Source organism: Streptomyces sp. NPDC032721, from assembly GCF_055579625.1.
This window is the reverse complement of the sequence record NZ_JBVIMX010000005.1, coordinates 355,781-376,930: the sequence shown is the minus strand read 5'-3', so window position 1 is coordinate 376,930 and position 21,150 is coordinate 355,781. Positions and strand designations below refer to the sequence as shown.

Annotated in this window: 18 protein-coding genes; 8 read left to right on the top strand and 10 right to left on the bottom strand. The window is 72.2% G+C overall.

What is annotated here, in order from left to right:
* Positions 1–37: 37 nt before the first annotated feature.
* The gene (locus tag ACZ5PB_RS13920; protein ID WP_468690788.1) at positions 38–1,555 is read left to right on the top strand and encodes an acyl-CoA synthetase; all 1,518 of its coding nucleotides are present in this window, start codon (positions 38–40) and stop codon (positions 1,553–1,555) included.
* 15 nt (positions 1,556–1,570) lie between these two features.
* Here ACZ5PB_RS13920 and ACZ5PB_RS13915 read toward each other — a convergent pair whose 3' ends face one another.
* Complete coding sequence (locus ACZ5PB_RS13915; protein ID WP_468690786.1) at positions 1,571–3,946, bottom strand: ATP-binding cassette domain-containing protein; 2,376 nt, start codon at positions 3,944–3,946, stop codon at positions 1,571–1,573.
* A 54-nt stretch (positions 3,947–4,000) separates the two neighbouring features.
* A complete protein-coding gene (locus ACZ5PB_RS13910) occupies positions 4,001–5,059 on the bottom strand; it encodes an LLM class flavin-dependent oxidoreductase (RefSeq protein ID WP_468690905.1) in 1,059 nt (352 codons plus the stop codon).
* Between the two features lie 66 nt (positions 5,060–5,125).
* On the opposite strand from ACZ5PB_RS13910, the gene ACZ5PB_RS13905 reads away from it, so the two are divergent.
* Complete coding sequence (locus ACZ5PB_RS13905; protein ID WP_468690784.1) at positions 5,126–5,629, top strand: phosphatase domain-containing protein; 504 nt, start codon at positions 5,126–5,128, stop codon at positions 5,627–5,629.
* Between the two features lie 162 nt (positions 5,630–5,791).
* Positions 5,792–7,003, top strand: coding sequence for an extracellular solute-binding protein (locus ACZ5PB_RS13900; protein WP_468690903.1), 1,212 nt, complete (start codon positions 5,792–5,794; stop codon positions 7,001–7,003).
* Between the two features lie 104 nt (positions 7,004–7,107).
* On the opposite strand, the gene egtD is transcribed toward ACZ5PB_RS13900, so the two are convergent.
* Genes egtD through egtA form a run of 4 tightly spaced genes read right to left on the bottom strand, consistent with a single transcriptional unit; the run spans position 7,108 to position 11,556 of the window.
* Positions 7,108–8,070 (bottom strand): L-histidine N(alpha)-methyltransferase, encoded by a 963-nt coding sequence (gene egtD, locus ACZ5PB_RS13895; RefSeq protein WP_468690781.1) that lies wholly within the window; start codon positions 8,068–8,070, stop codon positions 7,108–7,110.
* Positions 8,067–8,852 (bottom strand): ergothioneine biosynthesis protein EgtC, encoded by a 786-nt coding sequence (gene egtC / locus ACZ5PB_RS13890; RefSeq protein ID WP_468690779.1) that lies wholly within the window; start codon positions 8,850–8,852, stop codon positions 8,067–8,069. Before egtC ends, egtD begins: the two co-directional genes overlap by 4 nt.
* Positions 8,852–10,195 carry an ergothioneine biosynthesis protein EgtB gene (gene egtB, locus ACZ5PB_RS13885; RefSeq protein WP_468690778.1) on the bottom strand — a complete coding sequence of 448 codons (1,344 nt, stop codon included), beginning with the start codon at positions 10,193–10,195 and terminating at the stop codon, positions 8,852–8,854. Before egtB ends, egtC begins: the two co-directional genes overlap by 1 nt.
* Positions 10,192–11,556 carry an ergothioneine biosynthesis glutamate--cysteine ligase EgtA gene (egtA, locus tag ACZ5PB_RS13880; protein WP_468690776.1) on the bottom strand — a complete coding sequence of 455 codons (1,365 nt, stop codon included), beginning with the start codon at positions 11,554–11,556 and terminating at the stop codon, positions 10,192–10,194. Before egtA ends, egtB begins: the two co-directional genes overlap by 4 nt.
* A 211-nt stretch (positions 11,557–11,767) precedes the next feature.
* Here egtA and ACZ5PB_RS13875 point away from each other — a divergent pair, with 211 nt between their 5' ends.
* A complete protein-coding gene (locus tag ACZ5PB_RS13875) occupies positions 11,768–12,601 on the top strand; it encodes a TIGR02452 family protein (protein ID WP_468690774.1) in 834 nt (277 codons plus the stop codon).
* Positions 12,602–12,634: 33 nt separating this feature from the next.
* On the opposite strand, the gene ACZ5PB_RS13870 is transcribed toward ACZ5PB_RS13875, so the two are convergent.
* Positions 12,635–13,033 (bottom strand): type II toxin-antitoxin system PemK/MazF family toxin, encoded by a 399-nt coding sequence (locus ACZ5PB_RS13870; protein ID WP_468690901.1) that lies wholly within the window; start codon positions 13,031–13,033, stop codon positions 12,635–12,637.
* A gap of 136 nt (positions 13,034–13,169) precedes the next feature.
* On the opposite strand from ACZ5PB_RS13870, the gene ACZ5PB_RS13865 reads away from it, so the two are divergent.
* A complete protein-coding gene (locus tag ACZ5PB_RS13865) occupies positions 13,170–14,276 on the top strand; it encodes a glycosyl hydrolase family 18 protein (protein WP_468690773.1) in 1,107 nt (368 codons plus the stop codon).
* A 112-nt stretch (positions 14,277–14,388) separates the two neighbouring features.
* On the opposite strand, the gene ACZ5PB_RS13860 is transcribed toward ACZ5PB_RS13865, so the two are convergent.
* Positions 14,389–15,081 (bottom strand): alpha/beta fold hydrolase, encoded by a 693-nt coding sequence (locus ACZ5PB_RS13860; protein WP_468690771.1) that lies wholly within the window; start codon positions 15,079–15,081, stop codon positions 14,389–14,391.
* A 141-nt stretch (positions 15,082–15,222) separates the two neighbouring features.
* A complete protein-coding gene (locus ACZ5PB_RS13855; RefSeq protein ID WP_468690768.1) occupies positions 15,223–16,476 on the bottom strand; it encodes an MFS transporter in 1,254 nt (417 codons plus the stop codon).
* A gap of 199 nt (positions 16,477–16,675) precedes the next feature.
* On the opposite strand from ACZ5PB_RS13855, the gene ACZ5PB_RS13850 reads away from it, so the two are divergent.
* Together ACZ5PB_RS13850 and ACZ5PB_RS13845 are read left to right on the top strand one after the other, a co-directional pair.
* Positions 16,676–17,701, top strand: coding sequence for a LacI family DNA-binding transcriptional regulator (locus tag ACZ5PB_RS13850; RefSeq protein ID WP_468690767.1), 1,026 nt, complete (start codon positions 16,676–16,678; stop codon positions 17,699–17,701).
* 173 nt (positions 17,702–17,874) lie between these two features.
* A complete protein-coding gene (locus ACZ5PB_RS13845) occupies positions 17,875–19,065 on the top strand; it encodes a thiolase family protein (RefSeq protein ID WP_468690765.1) in 1,191 nt (396 codons plus the stop codon).
* Between the two features lie 75 nt (positions 19,066–19,140).
* Here the strand turns inward: ACZ5PB_RS13845 and trxA are convergent, their stop codons facing one another.
* On the bottom strand, positions 19,141–19,533 hold the full coding sequence (gene trxA, locus ACZ5PB_RS13840) for a thioredoxin (protein ID WP_468690764.1): 393 nt from the start codon (positions 19,531–19,533) through the stop codon (positions 19,141–19,143).
* A 126-nt stretch (positions 19,534–19,659) separates the two neighbouring features.
* Here trxA and ACZ5PB_RS13835 point away from each other — a divergent pair, with 126 nt between their 5' ends.
* Positions 19,660–21,111: a dihydrolipoyl dehydrogenase family protein gene (locus ACZ5PB_RS13835; RefSeq protein WP_468690763.1), complete on the top strand. Its 1,452-nt coding sequence runs from the start codon at positions 19,660–19,662 to the stop codon at positions 21,109–21,111.
* Positions 21,112–21,150 lie beyond the last annotated feature (39 nt).

Genomic DNA, 21,150 nt, shown 5'->3' with positions numbered 1-21,150 from the left:
CCTGACGTACCGTCAAAACCGGGGTAGTTTCCCCTTCATGTACCCGGGAGCGTACGACCCCGCGCATCCGGCCGTCGTCACAGCCGACGGCGGCCGGACCCTCACCTACGGACAGCTCGAAGAGCGCTCGCTGCGCCTGGCGAACCACCTCCACGAGGCCGGGCTGCGGCGGGGCGACCACCTCGCCCTCCTCTCCGACAACGACCCGCGCATGCTGGAGGTCTACTGGGCGGCCATGCGCTCGGGCCTCTACCTCACCGCCGTCAACCACCACCTCACCGCCGGGGAAGCCGCGTACATCGTCGAGGACTGTGGGGCGAGCGCCCTGATCGTCTCGACCTCGCTCGGTCAACTCGGGCGTGATGTGGGCCAGTTGGTGACACGTGCCACGCTGCGACTGGAGTACGGCACCGAACTCGGCTCCTACGAGAAGGCCCTCGCCGAGGCCTCCGCCGTGCCGCCCGACCACCAGCCGCTCGGCGCCGACATGCTCTACTCCTCCGGCACCACGGGCCGCCCCAAGGGCATCGAGGGCGACCTCACCGAGGGCGACGTCCGCGAGCAACCCACCCTCTACGTCCAGCTGTTCACCCCGATGTACGGCTTCGGCCCCGACACCGTCTACCTCTGCCCGGCACCCCTCTACCACGCGGCCCCGCTCCGCTTCTGCGGCACCGTCACCGCCGCCGGCGGCACCGTCGTCCTGATGGACGCCTTCGACGCCGAAGCGGCCCTGGCGGCCGTCGAGCGCCACCGGGTGACGCACTCGCAGTGGGTGCCCACCATGTTCGTACGGCTGCTGAAGCTGCCGCAGGAGGCCCGCGAGCGGTACGACGTGTCGTCGCTGAAGGTCGCCATCCACGCCGCCGCCCCGTGCCCCGTCGAGGTCAAGCGCCGGATGATGGAGTGGTGGGGGCCGATCCTGTACGAGTACTACAGCTCCACCGAGGGCAACGGCATCACCTTCATCGGCCCCGAGGAATGGCTCGCCAAACCGGGCTCCGTCGGCCGGGCCGGGCTCCTCGGCGAGCTCCGCATCTGCGGCCCGGACGGGGCGGTGCTGCCCGTCGGCGAGACCGGGACGGTCTACTTCGAGCGCGAGGAGACCCCGTTCCGCTACCACAACGACGACGGCCGCACCCGCGAGGCCCAGCACCCCGACCACCCCCACTGGACCACCACCGGCGACATCGGCCACGCCGACGAGGACGGCTACCTCTTCCTCACCGACCGCAAGGCATTCATGATCATCTCGGGCGGGGTGAACATCTACCCGCAGGAGTCCGAGGACTGCCTCATCCTGCACCCCGCGGTGGCCGACGCGGCGGTGATCGGGGTACCGGACCCCGAGATGGGGGAGGCCGCCAAGGCGGTGGTGCAGCTGGAGCCGGGATTCGCCCCCGGCCCCGAACTCGCCGCCGAGCTATTGGAGTTCGTACGGAACCGGATCGCGCACTACAAGGCGCCGCGCTCCGTGGACTTCGCGGCCTCGCTGCCACGCACGCCCACCGGGAAACTCGCCAAGGGGCCGCTGAGGAACGCGTACTGGCCCTAGGGCGGACTCGGCTCCTCAGGCGCCGGAGGAGGTGAGGCCGTCGGTTCCCGCGAACTCCCTTGCCAGGTACGGGGCGGTGCGGCTCTCGCGGTTGTTCGCCACCTTTCGGGGTGGGCCCGTGGCCACGATTCGGCCGCCTGCTTCGCCGCCGCCCGGGCCCAGGTCGATCACCCAGTCCGCGCCCGCCACCACGGCCATGTCGTGCTCGACCACGACCACCGAGTTCCCGGTGTCCACCAGGCCGTGCAGCTGGCGCAGCAGCACCTCGACGTCGGCGGGGTGCAGGCCGGTCGTCGGTTCGTCCAGGACGTACAGGGTGTGGCCGCGGCGGGTCGTCGCGCGTTGCAGTTCGCTCGCCAGCTTGATGCGCTGGGCCTCGCCGCCGGAGAGTTCGGTGGCGGGCTGGCCGAGGCGGAGGTAGCCAAGACCCACGTCCAGCAGCGCCCGCAGGCTGCGGGCGGCCGCTGGGGTGTCCGCGAAGAAGTCGGCCGCTGCCTCGACGGTCAGGTCGAGTACCTCGGCGATGTTCAGGCCCCGGAGCGTGACCTGGAGGGTTTCCGGGTTGTAGCGGGCGCCGTGGCAGGACGGGCACGGGGTGTACGTACTGGGCAGGAACAGCAGCTCCACCGAGACGAAGCCCTCGCCCTGGCAGGTCTCGCAGCGGCCGCCGCTCACGTTGAAGGAGAACCGGCCCGCCCGGTAGCCGCGCGCCTTCGCCTCCTCGGTGGCCGTGAACAGCTTCCGTACGACGTCGAAGAGGCCGGTGTACGTCGCCAGGTTGGAACGCGGAGTGCGGCCGATCGGTTTCTGGTCGACCGTCACCAGCCGCTCCACGCCCGGGAGTTGGTCGGTGAGTGCGGCGACCAGGGTCGACTTCCCGGAGCCTGAGACACCGGTCACGGCGGTGAACACTCCCAGTGGCAGCTCCGCCTCCAGCGCGTGGAGGTTGTGCCGTGTGACGGGGCCCAGTTTCAGCCATCCGGTGGGCTCGCGGACCTCCCGTACCGGCGCGGGCTCCCGGTCGAAGAGGAAGCGGCGGGTCACCGAGTCCGCCACCTCCGCCAGCCCGGCCGGGGGGCCGCTGTGCAGTACCAGGCCACCCCGGGTGCCCGCCGCCGGGCCGACGTCCACCAGCCAGTCCGCGCGGCGTACGACGTCGAGGTGGTGCTCGACCACGAACACCGAGTTGCCCGCCGCCTTCAGCCGGTCCAGGACCACCAGGAGGGCTTCCGCGTCCGCCGGGTGCAGGCCGGCCGACGGCTCGTCCAGGACATACACGACACCGAACAGGCCCGACCTCAACTGGGTGGCCAGACGCAGCCGTTGGAGTTCGCCGCCGGAGAGGGTGGGGGTGGTGCGGTCCAGGCCGAGATAGCCGAGGCCCAGTTCGGTGACGACGGCGATCCGGGCGCGCAGGTCGTCGGTGAGGACCCGGGCGGTCGGATCGTCCCCGGCGCCTTCGCGGAGCACCTCGGCCAGGGTGGCCAGGGGGAGTGCCGCCAGTTCCGCGATCGTACGGCCCGCGAAGGTCACCGCCAGGGCCTCCGGGCGCAGCCTGCTGCCGCCGCACACCGGGCAGGGGGCGCTGGTCAGGAAGCGTTCGGCCTTCGCCCGCAGCGACTGGCTCTTGGTGTCGGCGAAGGTGTGCAGCACATAGCGCTGGGCGCTCATGTACGTGCCCTGGTACGGGCGTTGGATGCGGCCCGCCTCGCGCACCGGGTGCACGGTGACCACCGGTTGCTCGTCCGTGAACAGGATCCAGTCGCGGTCGGCCTGCGCGAGCTCCCGCCACGGCCGGGCCACGTCGTACCCGAGAGTGTCCAGCACGTCGCGCAGGTTCTTCCCCTGCCAGGCGCCCGGCCACGCGGCGATCGCGCCGTCCCTGATCGACAGCGACGGGTCGGGCACCAGCAGCGCTTCGCTGGTGCGGTGGATCAGGCCGAGCCCGTGGCACTCGGGGCAGGCTCCGGCCGCCGTGTTCGGCGAGAAGGAGTCCGAGTCGAGGCGCTCGGCGCCCGCCGGATAGGTGCCCGCGCGGGAGAACAGCATGCGCAGTGAGTTGGAGAGGGTGGTGACCGTACCGACCGAGGACCGGGAGGAGGGTGCTGACCTGCGCTGTTCAAGGGAGACCGCAGGCGGCAGACCGCTGATTTCGCCGACCTTCGGCACCCCGACCTGGTGGATCAGCCGACGGGCGTACGGTGCCACCGACTCGAAGTAGCGGCGCTGGGCCTCGGCGAAGACCGTGCCGAAGGCGAGGGAGGACTTGCCGGAGCCCGAGACGCCCGTGAAGACCACGAGGGAGTCGCGGGGGATGTCCACGTCGACGTCACGGAGGTTGTGCTCACGGGCGCCCCGGACACGGACGTACGGGTCGTGGGGGCTGTGCATGGGGACTCCGTACGGTGCGAGGGGCAGACAGTCCGATATTCGCTCATTTCGATATTAGGTGGTGGGTGCCGGGTGCACCCGCCGCCCCGTGAGGCCCGACGGACCCGTCAGGCCCGCCACCCCCGCCAGCCTCCGGTGCGAGTCCAGCAGGCCCTCGCGGTCGTACGAGCTGGTGGTGACCAGCACCTCGTCCGCGCCGCTCGCCGCGAGCACCTCCTCCAGGGCCGCCGCGACCTGCTCCTCCGTACCGGCGATATGACCGCGCAGCCCGCTCTCGTAGAAGCCCCGCTCCTTGTCGGTCATGCCGCCCGACGCGCTGTCCGCCGCCGCGAGGCGCTCGATGCGGTCGGCGGGCAGCAGCGGCGGGAACGTGCCGTGGGTGCGCGAGTACGCCATGGACCAGGCCTCCGGGACCAGCAGCCGGCGGGCCGCCTCCTCGGTGTCCGCGACGGCGACCGACCCGGCGATCACCACGTACGGCTCGGCGGCCCATGCGGACGGCCGGAACGCGGCCCGGTAGCGCTCCACGGCGGCCAGCAGCCTGTCCCGGCCCCGCAGGTCCCCGACCACCACCGGCAGCCCCGCCTCGGCGGCGATCGTGGCACCCTCCCCGGTGGCCAGCACGAACGGCGGCACGCGCAGGCCCTCCGCCGGGTAGGCGTGCACCTGCCCGCCGCCGGTGAACCACCCGAGCAGCTCGGCGAGTTGCTCCGCGAACCGGTCCGCGTCGTCCTTGTCCCTGCCCAGCGCCCTGCGCACCCCGTTGGTGAACCCCACCGAGCGGCCGAGCCCCATGTCGATCCGGCCGGGGAACAGCGACTCCAGCACCCCGAACTGCTCCGCCACCACCAGCGGCTGGTGGTTGGGCAGCATCACCCCGCCCGTACCGACCCGGATCCGCGAGGTCGCGGCGGCGACGGCCGAGGCCAGCACCGTCGGCGCGGACCCCGCCACCCCGGGCACGCTGTGGTGCTCGGACACCCAGAACCGGAAATATCCCAGGTCCTCCAGGCGGCGGGCCAGCTCCACCGAGTCGCGCAGCGCCTGCCCGCCGTCCTGCCCCTCGCGGGTGCGGGAGCGGTCGAGTACCGAGAACCGGGTCCGTTCGATCAATGTGCTCACACAGGGTTCAACGCAGCCGCGCCGACAAGATTCCCGGCCGGTCCTTACGCTGTGACCATGACTGATGTGTCCGGCGACGCCGCCCACCGACCGCTCGCCGTGTTCGACCTCGACGGCACCCTCGCCGACAGCTCCCACCGGCAGCACCTCCTGGAGCGCAAGCCGCGCGACTGGGACGCCTTCTTCGCCAAGGCCCCCGACGACCCGCCGCTCGCCGAGGGCGTCGCGCTGGCCCTGCGCAGCGCCGAGGAGTGCGAGGTCCTCTACCTCACCGGGCGCCCCGAGCGGTGCCGCGCCGACACGGTGGCCTGGCTGGCGGAACAGGGGCTGCCCGAGGGGCGGATCCGGATGCGCCGCGACAACGACCGGAGGCCGGCCAGGCTGACCAAACTGGCGGTGCTCAGGGAGCTGGCGCGCGACCGCGAGGTACGGGTGCTGGTCGACGACGACGTCAAGGTCTGCGAGGCTGCCGAGCAGGCCGGTTTCACCGTCGTACGGGCCCGGTGGGCCGCATCCTCGCAGGCGATGAAGGACGCGCAGGAAAGGGACGGACGCACCTGATACCCCCCTTACCGGAGGTTCACAGTCCGATACATTCCGAACAACCCTTGACCCACCGAATGGTTCATGCCAATTTCTTGATCCGTGAACCTCGTACAGAAACGCTCCATAGCTGTTTCCACCGCACTTGTCGCCTGCGGAGCTCTGCTCACCGGTTGCGGAATGCTGCCGGGCTCCTCCGAGGAGGAAGCGACCAAAACGATCACGATCTGGCTGATGAAGGACAGCGCGTCCCGCGAATTCATCAAGAGGTTCACCGAATCGTTCGAGAAGGACCATCCGAACACCCGGCTCGACTTCCAGTTCCAGCCGTGGGCGGGCATCGGCCCCAAGGTGAACAAGGCCCTGGACGGCAACAGTCCGCCGGACGTCATCGAGGTCGGCAACACCCACGTCGCCCAGTACGCCGAGCGCGGCGGCCTGGAGAACCTCACCCTCGAAGCGGTACGCGACTTCGGCGGCGACGACTGGCTGCCCGGTCTGGCCCAGCCGGGCTCCGTCGACAACGCCCAGTTCGGCATCCCCTTCTACGCGGCCAGCCGCGTCGTCATCTACCGCAAGGACCTCTTCCAGAAGGCCGGCATCAAGCAGCCGCCGCGCGACCGGGAGGAGTGGCTGAGCGCCACCAAGAAGCTCAACAAGGACGGCACCCAGGGCATTTACCTGGCCGGGCAGGACTGGTACACGCTGTCGGGCTTCATCTGGGACGAGGGCGGCGACCTCGCCACCGAGTCCGCGGGCAAGTGGTCGGGCAAGCTGCACACCCCCGAGGCGATCGCGGGCATGCGCTTCTACCAGAAGCTCCAGGCGCTCGGCGACGGGCCCAAGGACGCGGACGAGGAAAAGCCCCCGCAGGCGGGCCAGTTCGCCCAGGGTGACATCGCGCAGATCGTCGCGACCCCCGGCACCGCGAACCTCATCGAGGAGAAGAACCCCGAACTCCGGGGCAAGCTGGGCTTCTTCCCGCTGCCCGGCAAGGTCACCAACACGCCCGGCGCGGTCTTCGTCGGCGGCTCCGACCTGGTGATCCCGCAGAACACCGACGAGCGGCGGACGGCGATCGAGGTGGTCAAGGCGCTGGCCAGCGAGAAGTGGCAGACCGACCTCGCCCGCACGATGAACTACGTGCCGAACAAGGGCAGTCTGGCCCACGCGGTGGCAGGCAACGAGGGCGTGGCCGCGATGGCGAAGGGCGCCCTCGAAGGACGGGCCACCCCCTCGTCGCCGAAGTGGGGCGACGTCGAGGCGGACAATCCCATCAAGCGGTACATGACGAAGGTGCTCAGCGGCGCCGACATCGAGGTTTCGGCGAAGCAGGCGTCGGGCGAGATCTCGAAGATCCTCCAGCGGATCGGACGGTCCGAGGAGGAGTAGCGGCGGCGCCGACCCACGGTGGCGGCGGCGCGGACCCGTGGCAGCGACGGCGCGGACCCGTGGCCCGGGAGGCGGCAGCACCTCCCGGGCCACGGGCACGGCGGCTAAGCCACCGTGGACAGCGACAGCGCGAAACGGCCCGCCTCGTCCGTCCACCAGTGGCTCAACTCCAGCCCCGCGCCCGCCAGTTCGTCCCGTATCCCCTCCTCGCGGAACTTCGCGGAGATCTCGGTGCGCAGCTCCTCGCCCTCCTCGAAGGAGACCGCGAGGTTCAGCTCCCGTACCTTCACGACCAGCGAAGAGCGGGCCCGCAGCCGCATCTCGATCCACTCGTGCTCGCGGTTCCAGCGGGCGACGTGGGCGAAGTCGTCCGGGTCGAACTCCGCGTTCAGCTCGCGGTTGAGGACGGCCAGGACGTTCTTGTTGAAGGCGGCCGTCACCCCCGCCGCGTCGTCGTACGCCGCGACCAGGGTGCTCTCGTCCTTCACCAGGTCCGTGCCGAGCAGCAGCGCGTCCCCCGGCAGCAGCAGCGACCGTACGGACTTCAGGAACACGGCCCGCTCGTCGGGGAGCAGGTTCCCCAGCGTGCCGCCCAGGAACGCCACCAGCCGGGGCCCCGGGGTGCCCGGCAGGGCGAGACCACGGGTGAAGTCGGCGATCAGCGCGTGCACGGACAGCGCCGGACGCTCCGCGAGCAGCGACTCGGCGGCCAGCGTCAGCGCGCTCTCGCTCACGTCCACCGGCAGATAGCTGTGCAGTCCCGGGAGCGCGTCGAGGAGTATCCGGGTCTTCTCGGAGGACCCGGAACCCAGCTCGACCAGGGTGCGCGCACCCGTCGCGGACGCGATCGCCTCCGCGCGGGCGAGCAGGATCTCCCGCTCCGCCCGCGTCGGGTAGTACTCGGGCAGCCGGGTGATCTCCTCGAACAGCTCGCTGCCGCGCGCGTCGTAGAACCACTTGGGCGGCAGCGACTTGGGGTTCCGGCCGAGCCCCTGGAGCACGTCGGTGCGCAGGTCGGCGCCGGTCGCGTCCACGGGAAGGGTACGGGTGACGAGGAACGGGCTCACGCGGCAGGCTCCTTGAGAGGGGTCAGCAGTACATCGGTACGGGTGGCGGCGAGCAGGGTGCGGTCGGGGACCTCGGTCCAGTGCGGGTCGTCGTCGTACGGCTCCGAGGCGACCACCGTGGAGCGGCCCGGCAGCGTCAGGTACCACAGGGTGTCGCCCCAGGCGGTCGCGGTGATCGTCTCGCCGTCCGTGAGCAGCAGGTTCAGCCGGGAGGCGGGCGCCGCCCCGGCCACCTCCAGCACCGTGTCGGCCAGTGCCTGCCCCGGCTCGTCGCCGTCGCGCAGCCGGTGCAGTACGAGCGCCCAGACGAGCGCCGAGTCGCAGCGCGCCTCCAGGGCGAGGAGTTCGGCGGCGGGCAGGGCGGCGGCGAGCGGCCCGAGCGAGCCCGGCCAGCCGCGCACCGCCCCGTTGTGACTGAACAGCCAGGGCCCGGACCCGAAGGGGGCCGCCGCCGCCTCCCCGTCCGCACCCGCCTCGGTGGCGTCCCTTACGGCGGCCAGCAGGGCGCCGGTACGGACGACACGGGCGAGGTCCGCGAAGTTCGCGTCCGCCCACATCGGCCCCGTGCGCCGGTAGCGGGCGGGCACCGGATCCGCCTCGGCGCCCGCGACCGCGCCGGCGACTGCGCTCGCGTACCAGCCGACGCCGAAACCGTCCGCGTTGACCGTGCCGTGCTGCTGGAACCGGGGCGCCCACGCCTGCCGGTACAGCCCGTACGCCGGATCGACCAGCACCTCCCTCAGCGGCAACTCGGGGCCCAGATAGGCCAGATGGCGACACATCAGAGATCCCCCTCCGCCGCGTCGCGCGCCGTCCTGAACCCGGCGAAGATCTGCCGTCGCACCGGCAGGTCCCAGTTGCGGAAGGACCCCCGGCAGGCCACCGCGTCCACCGCGAAGGAACCGCCGCGCAGCACCTTGTGCGCCGGACCGAAGAAGACTTCCGAGTACTCGCGGTACGGGAAGGGGACGAACCCCGGATAGGGCAGGAAGTCGGTCGACGTCCACTCCCACACGTCACCGATCAACTGCCGCACACCCAGCGGTGATTCACCTGCCGGATACGCACCGACCGGAGCCGGGCGCAGATGCCGCTGCCCCAGGTTGGCGTGCTCCGGGCCCGGGTCCGCGTCGCCCCACGGATAGCGCGTCGAGCGGCCCGACGACGGGTCGAACCGGGCCGCCTTCTCCCACTCCGCCTCCGACGGCAGCCGCCGCCCCGCCCACCGGGCGTACGCGTCCGCCTCGTACCAACTGACGTGCAGCACCGGCTCGTCGAGCGGCACCGGCTCCGTCACCCCGAACTGCCGCCGCAGCCACTCACCCCCCTCGCGCCGCCAGAACAGCGGTGCCTCGATGCCGTGCGCCCGGACCATCTCCCAGCCCGCCGGATGCCACCAGCGCGGCTCGCGGTAGCCGCCGTCGTCGATGAAGCGCAGATACGCCCCGTTGCCGACCGGCGTCGTGTCGAGGAGGAACGGCGGTACGAGGACGGTGTGCGCGGGCCGCTCGTTGTCCAGCGCCCACGGCTCGACGGACGTGCCCTGGGTGAACGGGCCGCCGGGCACCAGGACTTCGGACGGAAGCCCGGCCGCCGAGTCCGGCGCGGGCGGCGGCGGGGGAGCGGTCAGCGCCGCAGGGCCGCGCCGCAGCTGATGGGTGATCAGCATCGTCTCGTCGTGCTGCTGCTCGTGCTGGGCGACCATCCCGAAGGCGAACCCGGCGGCCACCAGGGGCTCACCGTGCAGCGGGCTCTGCTCCAGTACGTCCAGGGCCCGGCCGCGCACCTCGGCGGCGTACGCACGGGCCTCCTTCGGGGCGAGCAGCGGCAGGGTCGGGCGCTCGGAGCGGGGATGCTCGAAGGCGTCGTACACCGAGTCGATCTCGGGGCGCATCGGATCCCGTCCGGCGACATTGCGCAGGAGCCACAGCTCCTCCTGGTTGCCGATGTGGGCCAGGTCCCAGACCAGGGGCGACATCAACGGCGAGTGCTGGGCGGTCAGTTCGTCCTCGTCGACGCACGAGGTCAGCAGGGCGGTGCGGTCCCGTGCGCGGAGCAGCGCCGCGACGGCGCGGCTGCGAAGCCCCTCGGCATCGGTCTCCGGGGGCTGGGCGGTCTCGGTCATGCGGGAGGGTCCTCTCCGGGGCGCGGGACGATTCCGGGGGCGGGTGTGGATACGGGGGAGGGGGAGGGGGAGGGGAAGAGGGCCGGCGAGGGCGCGTACCGGGCGTCCAGCAGGTCGTCGGCGGGGCTGCGGCCGGGGATGACGTACCGCTCGGTGAACGCGGCGACCGCGTCGAGCACCGTACGGTCGGCGCCCAGTCGGGGCAGCGCCTCGCTCGCCGCCGCGAAGCACGTCACCGCGGCGGCGTGCAGCTCGGGGTCGGCGAGCCCGGTGCGGGCCGCCGACTCCCACAGCGGATTGCGCGGCGCGGGCTGCGAACCCGCGATCTCGGCAAGGGGCTTGACGGTGCGCCAGGCGAGCTCGGCCGCCGCCGGGTCGTCGAACAGGGCCGCCGTCACGGCCACCGGGACGAGCCAGCCGTCCGGGCCCGGCTGCGCGTCGATCATCCGCAGCTCCAGATGGCCCTGGGGGCGCACCGGCGGGAACAGGGTGGTCAGGTGGTACTCCAGATCCGCGCGGCCCGGTGGCCTGCCCACCCGGACCGCGTCACGGAGCCACGCCCGGAACGTCAGCCCCTCCGGCGCGGGCCGCAGTGCCCCGCCCTCGCCCCGTACGCACAGCACCGTCGCGTCCAGGGCGAACCGGGCCCAGGCGGCCCGGGGCTCGACCCCGGTCGGCGGGGCCAGGGAGCGGGCCGCCTCGATCCCCGTCCAGAGCGCCTGCCGGTGCGAACGCCACCCCGTGGCGACGCCCCGCGCGAACGGGGAGTGGGCGAACACGGCGACCAGCACCGCGCCGAGCAGATGGGCCAGCGCCCAGCGCCGGCCGAGCCCCAGCGGCCCCGGCTCCTCGTGCCCGGCGTCCAGGCACACCTGGACCGACGCGGAGGTGCACATCATGGCCATGCCCGAGGGTCCGCCGGTGCGGCCCAGGTGACCCTCCATGGCCTCGTACCTGGGCTCGCGCAGGAAGCGCCGGGGCGGCTGCCAGGGATCCTGGCCGTACCCGGCGAGTTCCAGGGACTGGGGGCGCAGTGCCTCGCGCAGGGCGGCCAGATCGGCGGACACGGTGCGCAGGCAGTCGGTGAGGGAGGCGGCGGGCAGCGAGCTGAGCTCCAGCTGGCCGCCGGGTTCGACGGTGACGGCCGACCGCAGGGGCAGTGCCCTGGCCGTGGCGTGGGCCGAGGCGAGACGGTCGGCGGAAACGGGCAGTTGTGGCTGGTGGGCGTCGTGGACGAGCCATTCGAGTTCGACCCCGAGCGAGCGGGGCGGGCCCGTCTTGAAGCAGATACATCGGAGGAGATCCTCCGCCTCCGTCTCGGAGATCGGCGGTCCGCCCTCCCCGAACGAGTCCTTCGGCATGGCTGTACCTCCTGTCGGAGACCGCGCCGTGGCGGTCGCCCCCGGACCGGTCGGGCCGGGGCACAGCAGACCACCTAAGCGACTGTCCCGGCCTCGCACAAGGGTGCCTTTGAGCCGCGCCGGGGGAGCGGCCGACGCCACCACAGGTAGAACTCCCGTTCGGCGCAAAAGAGTTTGCGCCCGGGCCGACGCGAGGGTGAACATCGGCCCCGTGAGTGCACGACTACGCGGTATCGCGAAAGAGACCGAAGCGATCGTCGGCGCGCGGGAGTACACCGCGCCCGGCGGCCGGACCGTATCCCTGGCCGACGCCCTGGACGCGGCCCTGGCGGGCACCCGGACGTACGGCCCCGGGCCGGTCCCCGCCGAACCCGGCACGGACCGCACCACCCGCTTCGAGGTCACCGCCGAGAGCAGCACGGCGGCCGCCCGCCGGCTGACCGCCGACCCGGCGGCCCCGGTGGCGGTACTGGTCTTCGCGTCCGCCCGCAACCCCGGCGGCGGCTACCTCAACGGCGCCCAGGCCCAGGAGGAGGCGCTCTGCCGCGCCTCGGCGCTCTACGCGTGCCTGCTGAAGGCACCGGAGTTCTACGCCCACCACCGGGCGGAGCGCGACCTGTTCTACACCGACCGGGTCATCCACGCGCCCGGTGTACCGGTGTTCCGCGACGACCGGGGCGACCTGCTGGCCGCCCCGTACACCGTCGGCTTCCTCACCTCACCGGCCCCCAACGCCGGTGCGATCCAACGGAGTTCACCGCAGGAGACGCACCGTATCCCCGGCGCGGTCGCCACGCGCGCCGAACGCGTCCTGGAGACCGCGGTGGCCTGCGGCTACCGGCGGCTGGTGCTGGGAGCGTGGGGATGCGGGGTGTTCCGGAACGACCCGCGGGTGGTGGCCGGGGCGTTCCACCGGCTCCTCACCGGAGAGGGCCGGTTCGCCGCCCACTTCGACCAAGTGGTCTTCGCGGTCCTGGACCGCACGGGCGAGGGCCCGGCCCTCAGTGCGTTCCGCGAGTCGTTCGACACGGCGGCGCGCCGCTAGCTCCACCCGTTCAACCCCCGAGTCGGCACACCGCTAGCTCCACCCGTACAACTCCCCGAGCCGGGCCACCACTTGGTCGAACCGCTCCCGGTCCAGCGCGCACGCCTCGCGCCGCATCCCTTCCTCGTGCACCCGCAGCACCCGGTCCAGGTCGACCCACGAGTCGCGGCCCGCGCTGTCCCAGGGGCCCGACCCGATCGCCAGCCACTCCCGGTCGTGGTCGTGCCGCTTGCTGGACAGGCGTACCGCGAGCAGCGTGCCCGCCTCCTCGCGGGCCACCACCAGTACGGGACGGTCCTTGCCCCGCCCGTCGTTCTCCTCGAACGGCACCCACGTCCAGACGATCTCGCCCGGATCGGGGTCGCCGTCGTGCTCCGGCGCGTACTCGGTGCGGACCGGCCCGATGTCGCGCGGTTCGGCCTCCGTCGTCATCGTCGGGCCGGAGCTGCCCGGCAGGTCCCTGTGGTCGTCGAGTGAAGTCGTCACGCCCGTCAGGGTAGGGGAACCGACCCCTCCGGTCGGCCCAGTCCACCCGGCGGCGCACCGGACTGCCCCGCAGGCTCGGACCATGCGCCACTCCACGCTCCTCGCCGCCCTGACCGCCGCCGCCCTCATAGCCGGACCCGTCGCCTCGCACGCCGACCCGGCGGGCCCGTCCGGCACCACGAGCCTGTCCGGCACCACGAGCCCGACGGGCACCGCGAGCCCCTCCGGCACCACGCTCCCCGCCCCCGCCCGCACCACCTCCGCCTGGCTGCCGTACTGGGACCAGGAGACGGGCTATCAGGACGCCCTCGCCCACGCCCGTCAGCTCCACACCGTCAGCCCCTTCTGGTACGTACTCAAGGCCGCCGACCGGGTGGACAGACACCCCGGCGCCGAGCAGAAGCGCATCGTCGACGGCCTGCATCGCGCCGGACTCAAGGTCGTCCCCACCGTCAACGAGGCACTCCCCGCAGGCCGCCTCGCCGCCCTGGTCACCAGCCCCGCACAGCGCGCCCTGCACGTCCGCACCCTCCTGGGCGTCGCCGCACGCGGTGACTACGACGGGCTCGAACTCGACTACGAGTCCATCGCCCCCACCGGCGACGCCACCTACCGCCAGGTCCGCTCCGGCTACGCCGCCCTCGTCACCGAACTCTGCGCCGCACTGCACCGCCGGTCCCTGACCTGCGCGGTCGCGGTGTCCCCGCAGACCGACGGCAGCGGCCGGATCTGGGACTACCCGGCACTCGGCCGGGCCGCCGACCGGGTCCGCATCATGGGCTACGACCTGCACTGGCGCGGCGGCCCCCCGGGCCCGCTCTCCACCCCCGCCTGGTACGACCGCACCCTCGCGCACGCCACCAAGCTGATCCCGCCCGCCAAGATCGAGATGGCGCTGCCCGGTTACGGGTGGGACTGGTCGCCCGGTACGCCGACCAGGCACGTCACCTGGAAGGAGGCGGAGGCACTGCGCAAGCGCACCGGCAGCCCGTACGCCTTCGACGCGACCGGGGGCTCGCCCCACTTCACGTACCGCGAGGGGCGGACGAAGCGGACCGTCTGGTACCAGGACGCGCGCGGCGTCGCCGCCCACCTCCCGGCGCTGCGCAGGCACGGGGTCACCCAGACCGGGCTGTGGGCCCTGGGCTTCGAGGACCCGGCGGTGTGGGACGCGCTGGCACGCGGCTGACCGGGCCCGGGCTCCCGGGTCCCCGTACTCGTACGACACCGGGAACCCGTACGGACTGCACACGATGAAGCGGCCGGAACCCGCAACGGGGGCCGGCCGCTTCGATCAGGGGTCAGATCCAGCCATCCAGGGACGACATGAAACCGTCGAAGTCGTCGCGCTGAATGGTGTGGCCCGCGCCCTTGACCGTACGGACCTCGAAGCCGCGCTCGCGCAGCAGCGCGGCCCGCTCCTCGTTGATGATCATGCTCGGGTCGGCCAGCTGCACCAGCGAGGGAACGACCGGCTTCGCGGGCAGCAGGTCCCGGTCCGCCAGGTCGGCCAGACCGAGCGCCGAAGCCTCGTCCCAGAGCGCGAGGGTCGCCACCTCGACGTCTACGTCCGCCTCAACCCAGCGCGGGTTCATCGCCGCGATCTGCTCCCGGGGGAACGCCTTGAACTGGGCGAAGACCTCCGGGCCGAAGCCGTCGGGCAGCTCCAGGTGCCACGCCGGGTCGGAGTACACCGCGCGCTTCGGGCGCAGCCGGTCCACGGCGAGCGAGAGGGTGAGTCCGCCCAGCGAGTGACCGATGGCCAGCTCGGCACCGGCCGGGAGGGTCTCCACGAGGTCGTCGGCGAAGAGCTCCGGGGTGTACTCGCCGCGCTCGCTGAGCCCGTGGCCGCGCAGGTCCACGGCGATGACGCGGTAGCCCTTGCCGGCCAGCGCGGGACCGACGGTCCGCCAGGCGCGGTGGTCGGCCATGATCCCGTGGACCAGGAGAGCGATGCGGTCGCCCTCGCCCCAGGTGTGGGTGTTCAGCTGCACGACGATGCCTTTCCGGGTGATACGAGGTGATACGGGTGGGGCAAATGCGGCGCGACGGAGCAGGTGCGACAGCGTGGCCTGGTGGGCCGGGACCGCCACCCCCGGCCGGACCGCGGCCGGGGGTGGCAGGCTGTCACACCGTCAGCGGACGCCCCGGATCGGGCGCACCGCGAGTGCTCCCAGCACCGAGAGGACCGCAGCGGCCAGGAACAGTGCGGTGTAGCCGCCGCTGAGCTGGACGATCAGACCCGCGATGAAGGGTGCGGCGATCTGCGGTCCCGCGTTGGCGACGTTGAGGATGCCCATGTCGCGGGCTGCGTCCTCGGACTTCGGCAGCACCATCGTCACCAGGGCGGTGTCCACGGCCATGTAGCAGCCGAAGCCCAGGCCGTTGACGACACCGAAGAGCAGCATCGCGGTCCAGCTCGTCGAGAGGGCCGGGAAGACCATCGCGAGGGCGGCCAGCATCGCCGAGACGCCGACGAACAGTTTGCGGCGGTTGTACTTGTCCGACAGCCAGCCGCCGAGGACCGTGGAGACCACCGAGGCAACGGAGTTGACCATCGTGAGGATCGCCGCCGCGGCCTCCGGCTTGAGCCCGGCGGGCAGCTCGGTGTGGTCCTGGAGGATGTACAGCTGGAAGCCGAGCACCGCGAAGTAGCCGAGGATGAGCAGCGCCCGGCCGATGAACGCCCAGCGGAAGTCGTGGTTCGCCAGGGCGCTCGCGAACGAGGCCAGCTGCTGCTTGACCGGCGCCGGGGCCTTGCCGGGCCGGCGCTCCTCCCGGGCACAGGTGGTGAACAGCACGGCCGCGGCCGCCACCAGCGCGCCGAACACCAGGTATCCGGTGCGGTAGCTGTCCGAGAAGGCGGCACCGATCAGGGCGCCGATGGTGGAGCCGATCGGAATGCCGAGCCCGACGGCCGCGGAAGCCTTGCCGCGCGAGGCGACCGGGATGCGGTCGGGGACGACCGAGGTGAGGGCGGCCTGGTAGAAGTTCATCGCCGCCTGACCGAGGCACCAGATGATCGTCACCAGCAGGACGGTGTTGACGCTGCCCAGCAGCGCCATCACCACGAGGGCGCCGATGCCGCCGCCGAGGATCCACGGGTTGCGGCGTCCGGAGCGGTCGGACAGCGCACCCGCTATGGGGTTGAAGAGCGTCGCGAAGATCGCTGACACACCGGAGACGACGGTCATGTTGCTGACCTTGTTCGCCGGATCGATGTTGGCGACCTGAAGCGCCATCACGAAGCCGGGAACGCCGATGTAGAGGGCGTACATCACGGTGTTGCCGACGAGCAGCAGCGGAAGCAGCCCACGGGTCGGGCGGGGCGCCTGAGCGGAATCGGTAGTGGCGTCGTTCGTGCCGGTACCGGGGGAGGAAAGGGCCACGCTGCCCTCCAGTGTCAAGAGGAGACGAATGGGATGAGGGGAGAGCTCTGGCCCGGGAATCCTGATGAGGGGTTTCGTGGCGGGAGCTCGGAAAGCTAAGGTGACACGTGTCAGTGACCCGTGTAAACGCTTTGTAGCACCCAATTCCGGCCAACCGCTAGACCCTGGGACGCACTCGTCTGGAAAGATGCCGAACGCGATGAGCCAGACACCGAAGAAGTCAGCCGATCAAACTGTCCCCACCAGCACCGATGTCGCACGCCTGGCCGGAGTTTCGCGCGCCACCGTGTCGTACGTGCTGAACAACACCTCGGCCGTACGGATCAGCGAGCCCACCCGCCGCCGGGTCCGCGAGGCGGCCGAGGAACTCGGTTACGTGCCGCACGCCGCCGCGCGCAGCCTGCGCGCCGGGCACACCCGCATAGTCCTGCTGCCCACGGCGCACATCGCCGTGGGTCCCCTCTACGGCAGGTTCTTCAACGAGCTGCACTGGGCGCTGCGCACCCTGGACTACACCGTCGTGCAGTACGGCAGCCTCGGCCTCACCAGCGACGAGGCCGCCCGCGCCTGGGCCGAACTGCGCCCCGTCGCCGTCGTGTCGCTCGGCGAGATCACCCTGAACGCGCGCGGGGTCGAGCTCCTCAAGCGCTCCGGCGCCAAGGCCGTCATCACCATGGGACCGCAGCGCGTCGAGGGCGCCCACTCCCTGGTGATGGACCAGCGCGAGGTCGGCATCGCCGCCGCCCGCCACCTCATGGAGCGCGGCTACCGGCGGATCGGTGCCGTCGTCCCGGAGGAACCCGGTCTGGACCTCTTCTCCAAGCCGCGCCTGGCGGGCCTGCGCAAGGCGGTCGCCGGTACGGAGGCGAGCGTCGAACCGCTGGGCATGCGCTACGACGAGGAGTCGGCCGCCGCACTCGCCGCGCGCTGGCCCGAGCTGGGCCTGGACGCGGTGTTCGCGTACAACGACGAGTACGCCCAGCTCCTGATGCACGCCCTCCAGGACGCCGGCATCGACGTCCCCGGCCAGGCCGCCGTGATGGGCGCCGACGACCTCCTCATGGGCAAGCTGCTGCGCCCGAGCCTCAGCACGGTGCACATGGAGCTCACGCCGGGCCAGCACCTCGCGGACCTGGTCGACCGGCTGGTGCAGCACCCCTCCGAGGCCGGCCCCGAGAGCCACGACCTGATGGGCGCACACGTGGTGGCGCGCGAATCGAGCTGACGGGTCCCGGGGCGTTGCGGGGTGTCCCGGAGCGCCCCGCTTGCCGTTGACAGCCGACGGGCGGCGGAACAGACTCGGTCGCGGGTGATCAAGGGCGATCACGGGCGGCGGCAGGGATCCGGCGCCGGTGTGGGCCCCGGCCCCAACACCCGCCATCCGGAGGAGAGTTCCCGATGCCCACCAGCATCCGTGACGTCTATGTCGTCGACGCCGTCCGCACGCCGATCGGCAAGTTCGGGGGAGCCCTCTCGGGCGTACGCCCCGACGACCTCGCCGCCCATGTGGTCCGGGCACTCGTCGGCCGCAGCCCGGACCTCGACCCGGCCCGGATCGACGACGTCTACTTCGGCGACGCCAACGGGGCCGGCGAGGACAACCGGGACGTGGCCCGCATGGCCGTGCTGCTCGCCGGACTGCCGGTGACCGTCCCGGGAGTCACTGTCAACCGGCTCTGCGGCTCGGGGCTGGAGGCCGTCGTCCAGGCCGCCCGCGCCATCGCCATGGGCGACGCCTCGGTGGCCGTCGCGGGCGGCGTCGAGTCGATGTCCCGGGCCCCGTACGTGCTCCAGAAGCCCGAGCGGGCCTTCCCCGCCGGGCACCAGCAGCTCCACTCGACGACGCTCGGCTGGCGGATGACCAACCCGGCGATGCCCGCCGAGTGGACGGTCTCGCTGGGCGAGGGCGCCGAACGGGTCGCCGACAAGCACAAGATCGGCCGCGAGGAACAGGACGCCTTCGCCCTCGCCAGCCACCACAAGGCGGCCGCCGCCTGGGCCGAGGGGCTCTACGACGGCGAGGTCGTGCCGTACGAGGGCGTCGCGCTGCTCCGCGACGAGTGCATCCGGGAGTCCTCGACGCCCGAGACCCTGGCCAAGCTGAAGCCGGTGTTCCGCCCGGACGGCACGGTCACCGCGGGCAACTCCTCGCCCCTCAACGACGGGGCCGCGGCCCTGCTCCTCGTCGACGAGGAAGGACTGCGCGCCACCGGCCGCGAACCGCTCGCCCGGATCCGCAGCTCCGCCGTCACCGGCATCGAACCGCAGCTCTTCGGCCTCGGCCCGGTCGAGGCCGTCGGCAGGGCCCTGTCCAAGGCCGGGCGCACCTTCGCCGACCTCACCACCTTCGAGCTGAACGAGGCGTTCGCCGCCCAGTCGCTGGGCTGTCTCGCCGAATGGCCGGACCTGGACCCGGCCGTGGTCAACCCGCGCGGCGGCGCGCTCGCCCTCGGACACCCGCTCGGCGCTTCCGGCGCCCGGCTGGCGGGCTCGGTCGCCCACCAGCTCGCGGCGGCGGGCTCGGGCACCGGACTGGCCGCCCTGTGCATCGGCGTCGGCCAGGGACTGGCACTGGTCCTGGAGCGCTGAAACCGTCCGGACATGCCGGTGGGCGCCGCCTCTTCGAGGTGGCGCCCCCCGGATGCCGCAGCGGGGAAGAGCGGGTCAGCCGGCGTCCTGCTGCTCGCCGGGCCCGTCCGTCTGCGTCTTCTCGATCGACTTGCGGACCTCGTCCATGTCCAGGTTGCGGGCCTGGCCGATGATGTCCTCAAGAGCCGCCTCGGGCAGTGCGCCCGGCTGGGCGAACACCGCGACGTTCTCGCGGACGATCATCAGGGTCGGGATCGACTGGATCTCGAAGGCCGCCGCGAGCTCCTGCTGCGCCTCGGTGTCGACCTTGGCGAAGACCAGGTCCTCGTGACGGCCGGAAGCGCTCTCGTATACCGGGGCGAACTGGCGGCACGGACCGCACCACGAGGCCCAGAAGTCGATCAGGACGAAGTCATTGTCGGTGACGACCGAGTCGAAATTTTCCTTCGTAAGTTCGACAGTGGCCATGTTGTGCTCCTCTTCCGTCATTCAGGGCATCGCCGTTCCGCTCTCAACGGTGCACGACAGTGCCCTATTCCGTCGGACCCCCTTCCCCTCTGGCTGCGGCGCACACCACCCAGCAGACTGAGCTTCATGACACCTGTCACAGGAACCGAAACAGACTCCACGATGCTCGCCTACGACGTGGTGGTGCTGGGCGCCGGACCGGTCGGCGAGAACGTCGCGGACCGGGCCCGCGCGGCCGGGCTGAGCGTGGCGATCGTCGAGGAGGAACTCATCGGCGGCGAGTGCTCCTACTGGGCGTGCATGCCCAGCAAGGCACTGCTGCGCCCCGTCACGGCACGCGCCGACGCCCGCCGCGTCCCCGGGCTCCAGCAGGCCGTGCAGGGCCCGCTCGACGTGCCCGCCGTCCTCGCCCACCGCGACTACTACACCTCGAACTGGAAGGACGACGGCCAGGTCGGCTGGATCGAGTCGATCGGCGTCGCGATCCACCGCGGGCACGGCCGCCTCGACGGCCCCCGCAAGGTCACGGTGGAAGCCCCCGACGGCACCCGTACCACCCTCACCGCACGCCACGCCGTCGCCGTGTGCACCGGCACCCGGGCCGTCGTCCCCGACCTGCCCGGCGTCGCCGACGCCCGCCCGTGGACCAGCCGCGAGGCGACCAGCGCCGAGTCCGTCCCCGGCCGCCTGGTGGTGGTCGGCGGGGGAGTGGTCGGCGTCGAGATGGCCACCGCCTGGCAGGCCTTCGGTTCACAGGTCACCCTCCTGGTGCGGGGCGACGGCGGACTGCTGCCGAGGATGGAGCCCTTCGCGGGCGAGTACGTGACCGAGGCACTGGAGGAGGCGGGCGCGACGGTGCGCCACGGCGCGTCGGTCGCGGCCGTCCACCGCGACGGCGCCACCCTCACCGTCACCCTGGAGGACGGCTCGACGATCGAGGCGGACGAGATCCTCTTCGCCGTGGGACGCGCACCCAGGACCGACGACATCGGCCTGGAGACGGTCGGCCTCGAACCGGGCACCTGGCTGCCGGTCGACGACACCTGCCGGGTCGAGGACTCCGACTGGCTGTACGCCGTCGGCGACGCCAACCACCGCGCCCTCCTCACCCACCAGGGCAAGTACCAGGCCCGGATCGCGGGCGACGTGATCGGCGCCCGCGCCCTCGGCAAGCCCGTCGACGACGCCCCCTGGGGCAAGCACGTGGCCACCGCCGACCACGGATGCGTTCCGCAGGTCGTCTTCAGCGACCCCGAGGCGGGCTCGGTCGGCCTCACCCTCGCCGAGGCCGAGGCGGCAGGCCGCCGGGTACGGGCCGTCGACCACGACCTGGGCGCGGTCGCCGGAGCCGGTCTCTACGCCCACGGCTACAAGGGCCGGGCCCGGATGGTCGTCGACCTCGACACCGAGACCCTCCTCGGCGTCACCTTCGTGGGCCCCGCAGTCAGCGAACTGGTGCACTCCGCGACGGTCGCGGTGGTCGGCCAGGTGCCCGTGTCGCGACTGTGGCACGCCGTCCCCTCGTACCCGACGATCAGCGAGATCTGGCTGCGACTGCTGGAAACGTACAGGTCATGAGGGTGTACGAGCGGGGCGAGCGGATGTGCGAATGAAGCT

What these genes read in the sequence shown, in the direction of transcription:
- ACZ5PB_RS13920 (WP_468690788.1), top strand. Translation starts at nt 38, where the DNA reads ATGTACCCGGGAGCGTACGACCCCGCGCATCCGGCCGTCGTCACAGCC.
- ACZ5PB_RS13915 (WP_468690786.1), bottom strand. Translation starts at nt 3,946, where the DNA reads ATGCACAGCCCCCACGACCCGTACGTCCGTGTCCGGGGCGCCCGTGAG.
- ACZ5PB_RS13905 (WP_468690784.1), top strand. Translation starts at nt 5,126, where the DNA reads ATGACTGATGTGTCCGGCGACGCCGCCCACCGACCGCTCGCCGTGTTC.
- ACZ5PB_RS13900 (WP_468690903.1), top strand. Translation starts at nt 5,792, where the DNA reads ATGCTGCCGGGCTCCTCCGAGGAGGAAGCGACCAAAACGATCACGATC.
- egtC (WP_468690779.1), bottom strand. Translation starts at nt 8,852, where the DNA reads ATGTGTCGCCATCTGGCCTATCTGGGCCCCGAGTTGCCGCTGAGGGAG.
- egtB (WP_468690778.1), bottom strand. Translation starts at nt 10,195, where the DNA reads ATGACCGAGACCGCCCAGCCCCCGGAGACCGATGCCGAGGGGCTTCGC.
- egtA (WP_468690776.1), bottom strand. Translation starts at nt 11,556, where the DNA reads ATGCCGAAGGACTCGTTCGGGGAGGGCGGACCGCCGATCTCCGAGACG.
- ACZ5PB_RS13870 (WP_468690901.1), bottom strand. Translation starts at nt 13,033, where the DNA reads ATGACGACGGAGGCCGAACCGCGCGACATCGGGCCGGTCCGCACCGAG.
- ACZ5PB_RS13865 (WP_468690773.1), top strand. Translation starts at nt 13,170, where the DNA reads ATGCGCCACTCCACGCTCCTCGCCGCCCTGACCGCCGCCGCCCTCATA.
- ACZ5PB_RS13850 (WP_468690767.1), top strand. Translation starts at nt 16,676, where the DNA reads ATGAGCCAGACACCGAAGAAGTCAGCCGATCAAACTGTCCCCACCAGC.
- ACZ5PB_RS13845 (WP_468690765.1), top strand. Translation starts at nt 17,875, where the DNA reads ATGCCCACCAGCATCCGTGACGTCTATGTCGTCGACGCCGTCCGCACG.
- trxA (WP_468690764.1), bottom strand. Translation starts at nt 19,533, where the DNA reads ATGGCCACTGTCGAACTTACGAAGGAAAATTTCGACTCGGTCGTCACC.
- ACZ5PB_RS13835 (WP_468690763.1), top strand. Translation starts at nt 19,660, where the DNA reads ATGACACCTGTCACAGGAACCGAAACAGACTCCACGATGCTCGCCTAC.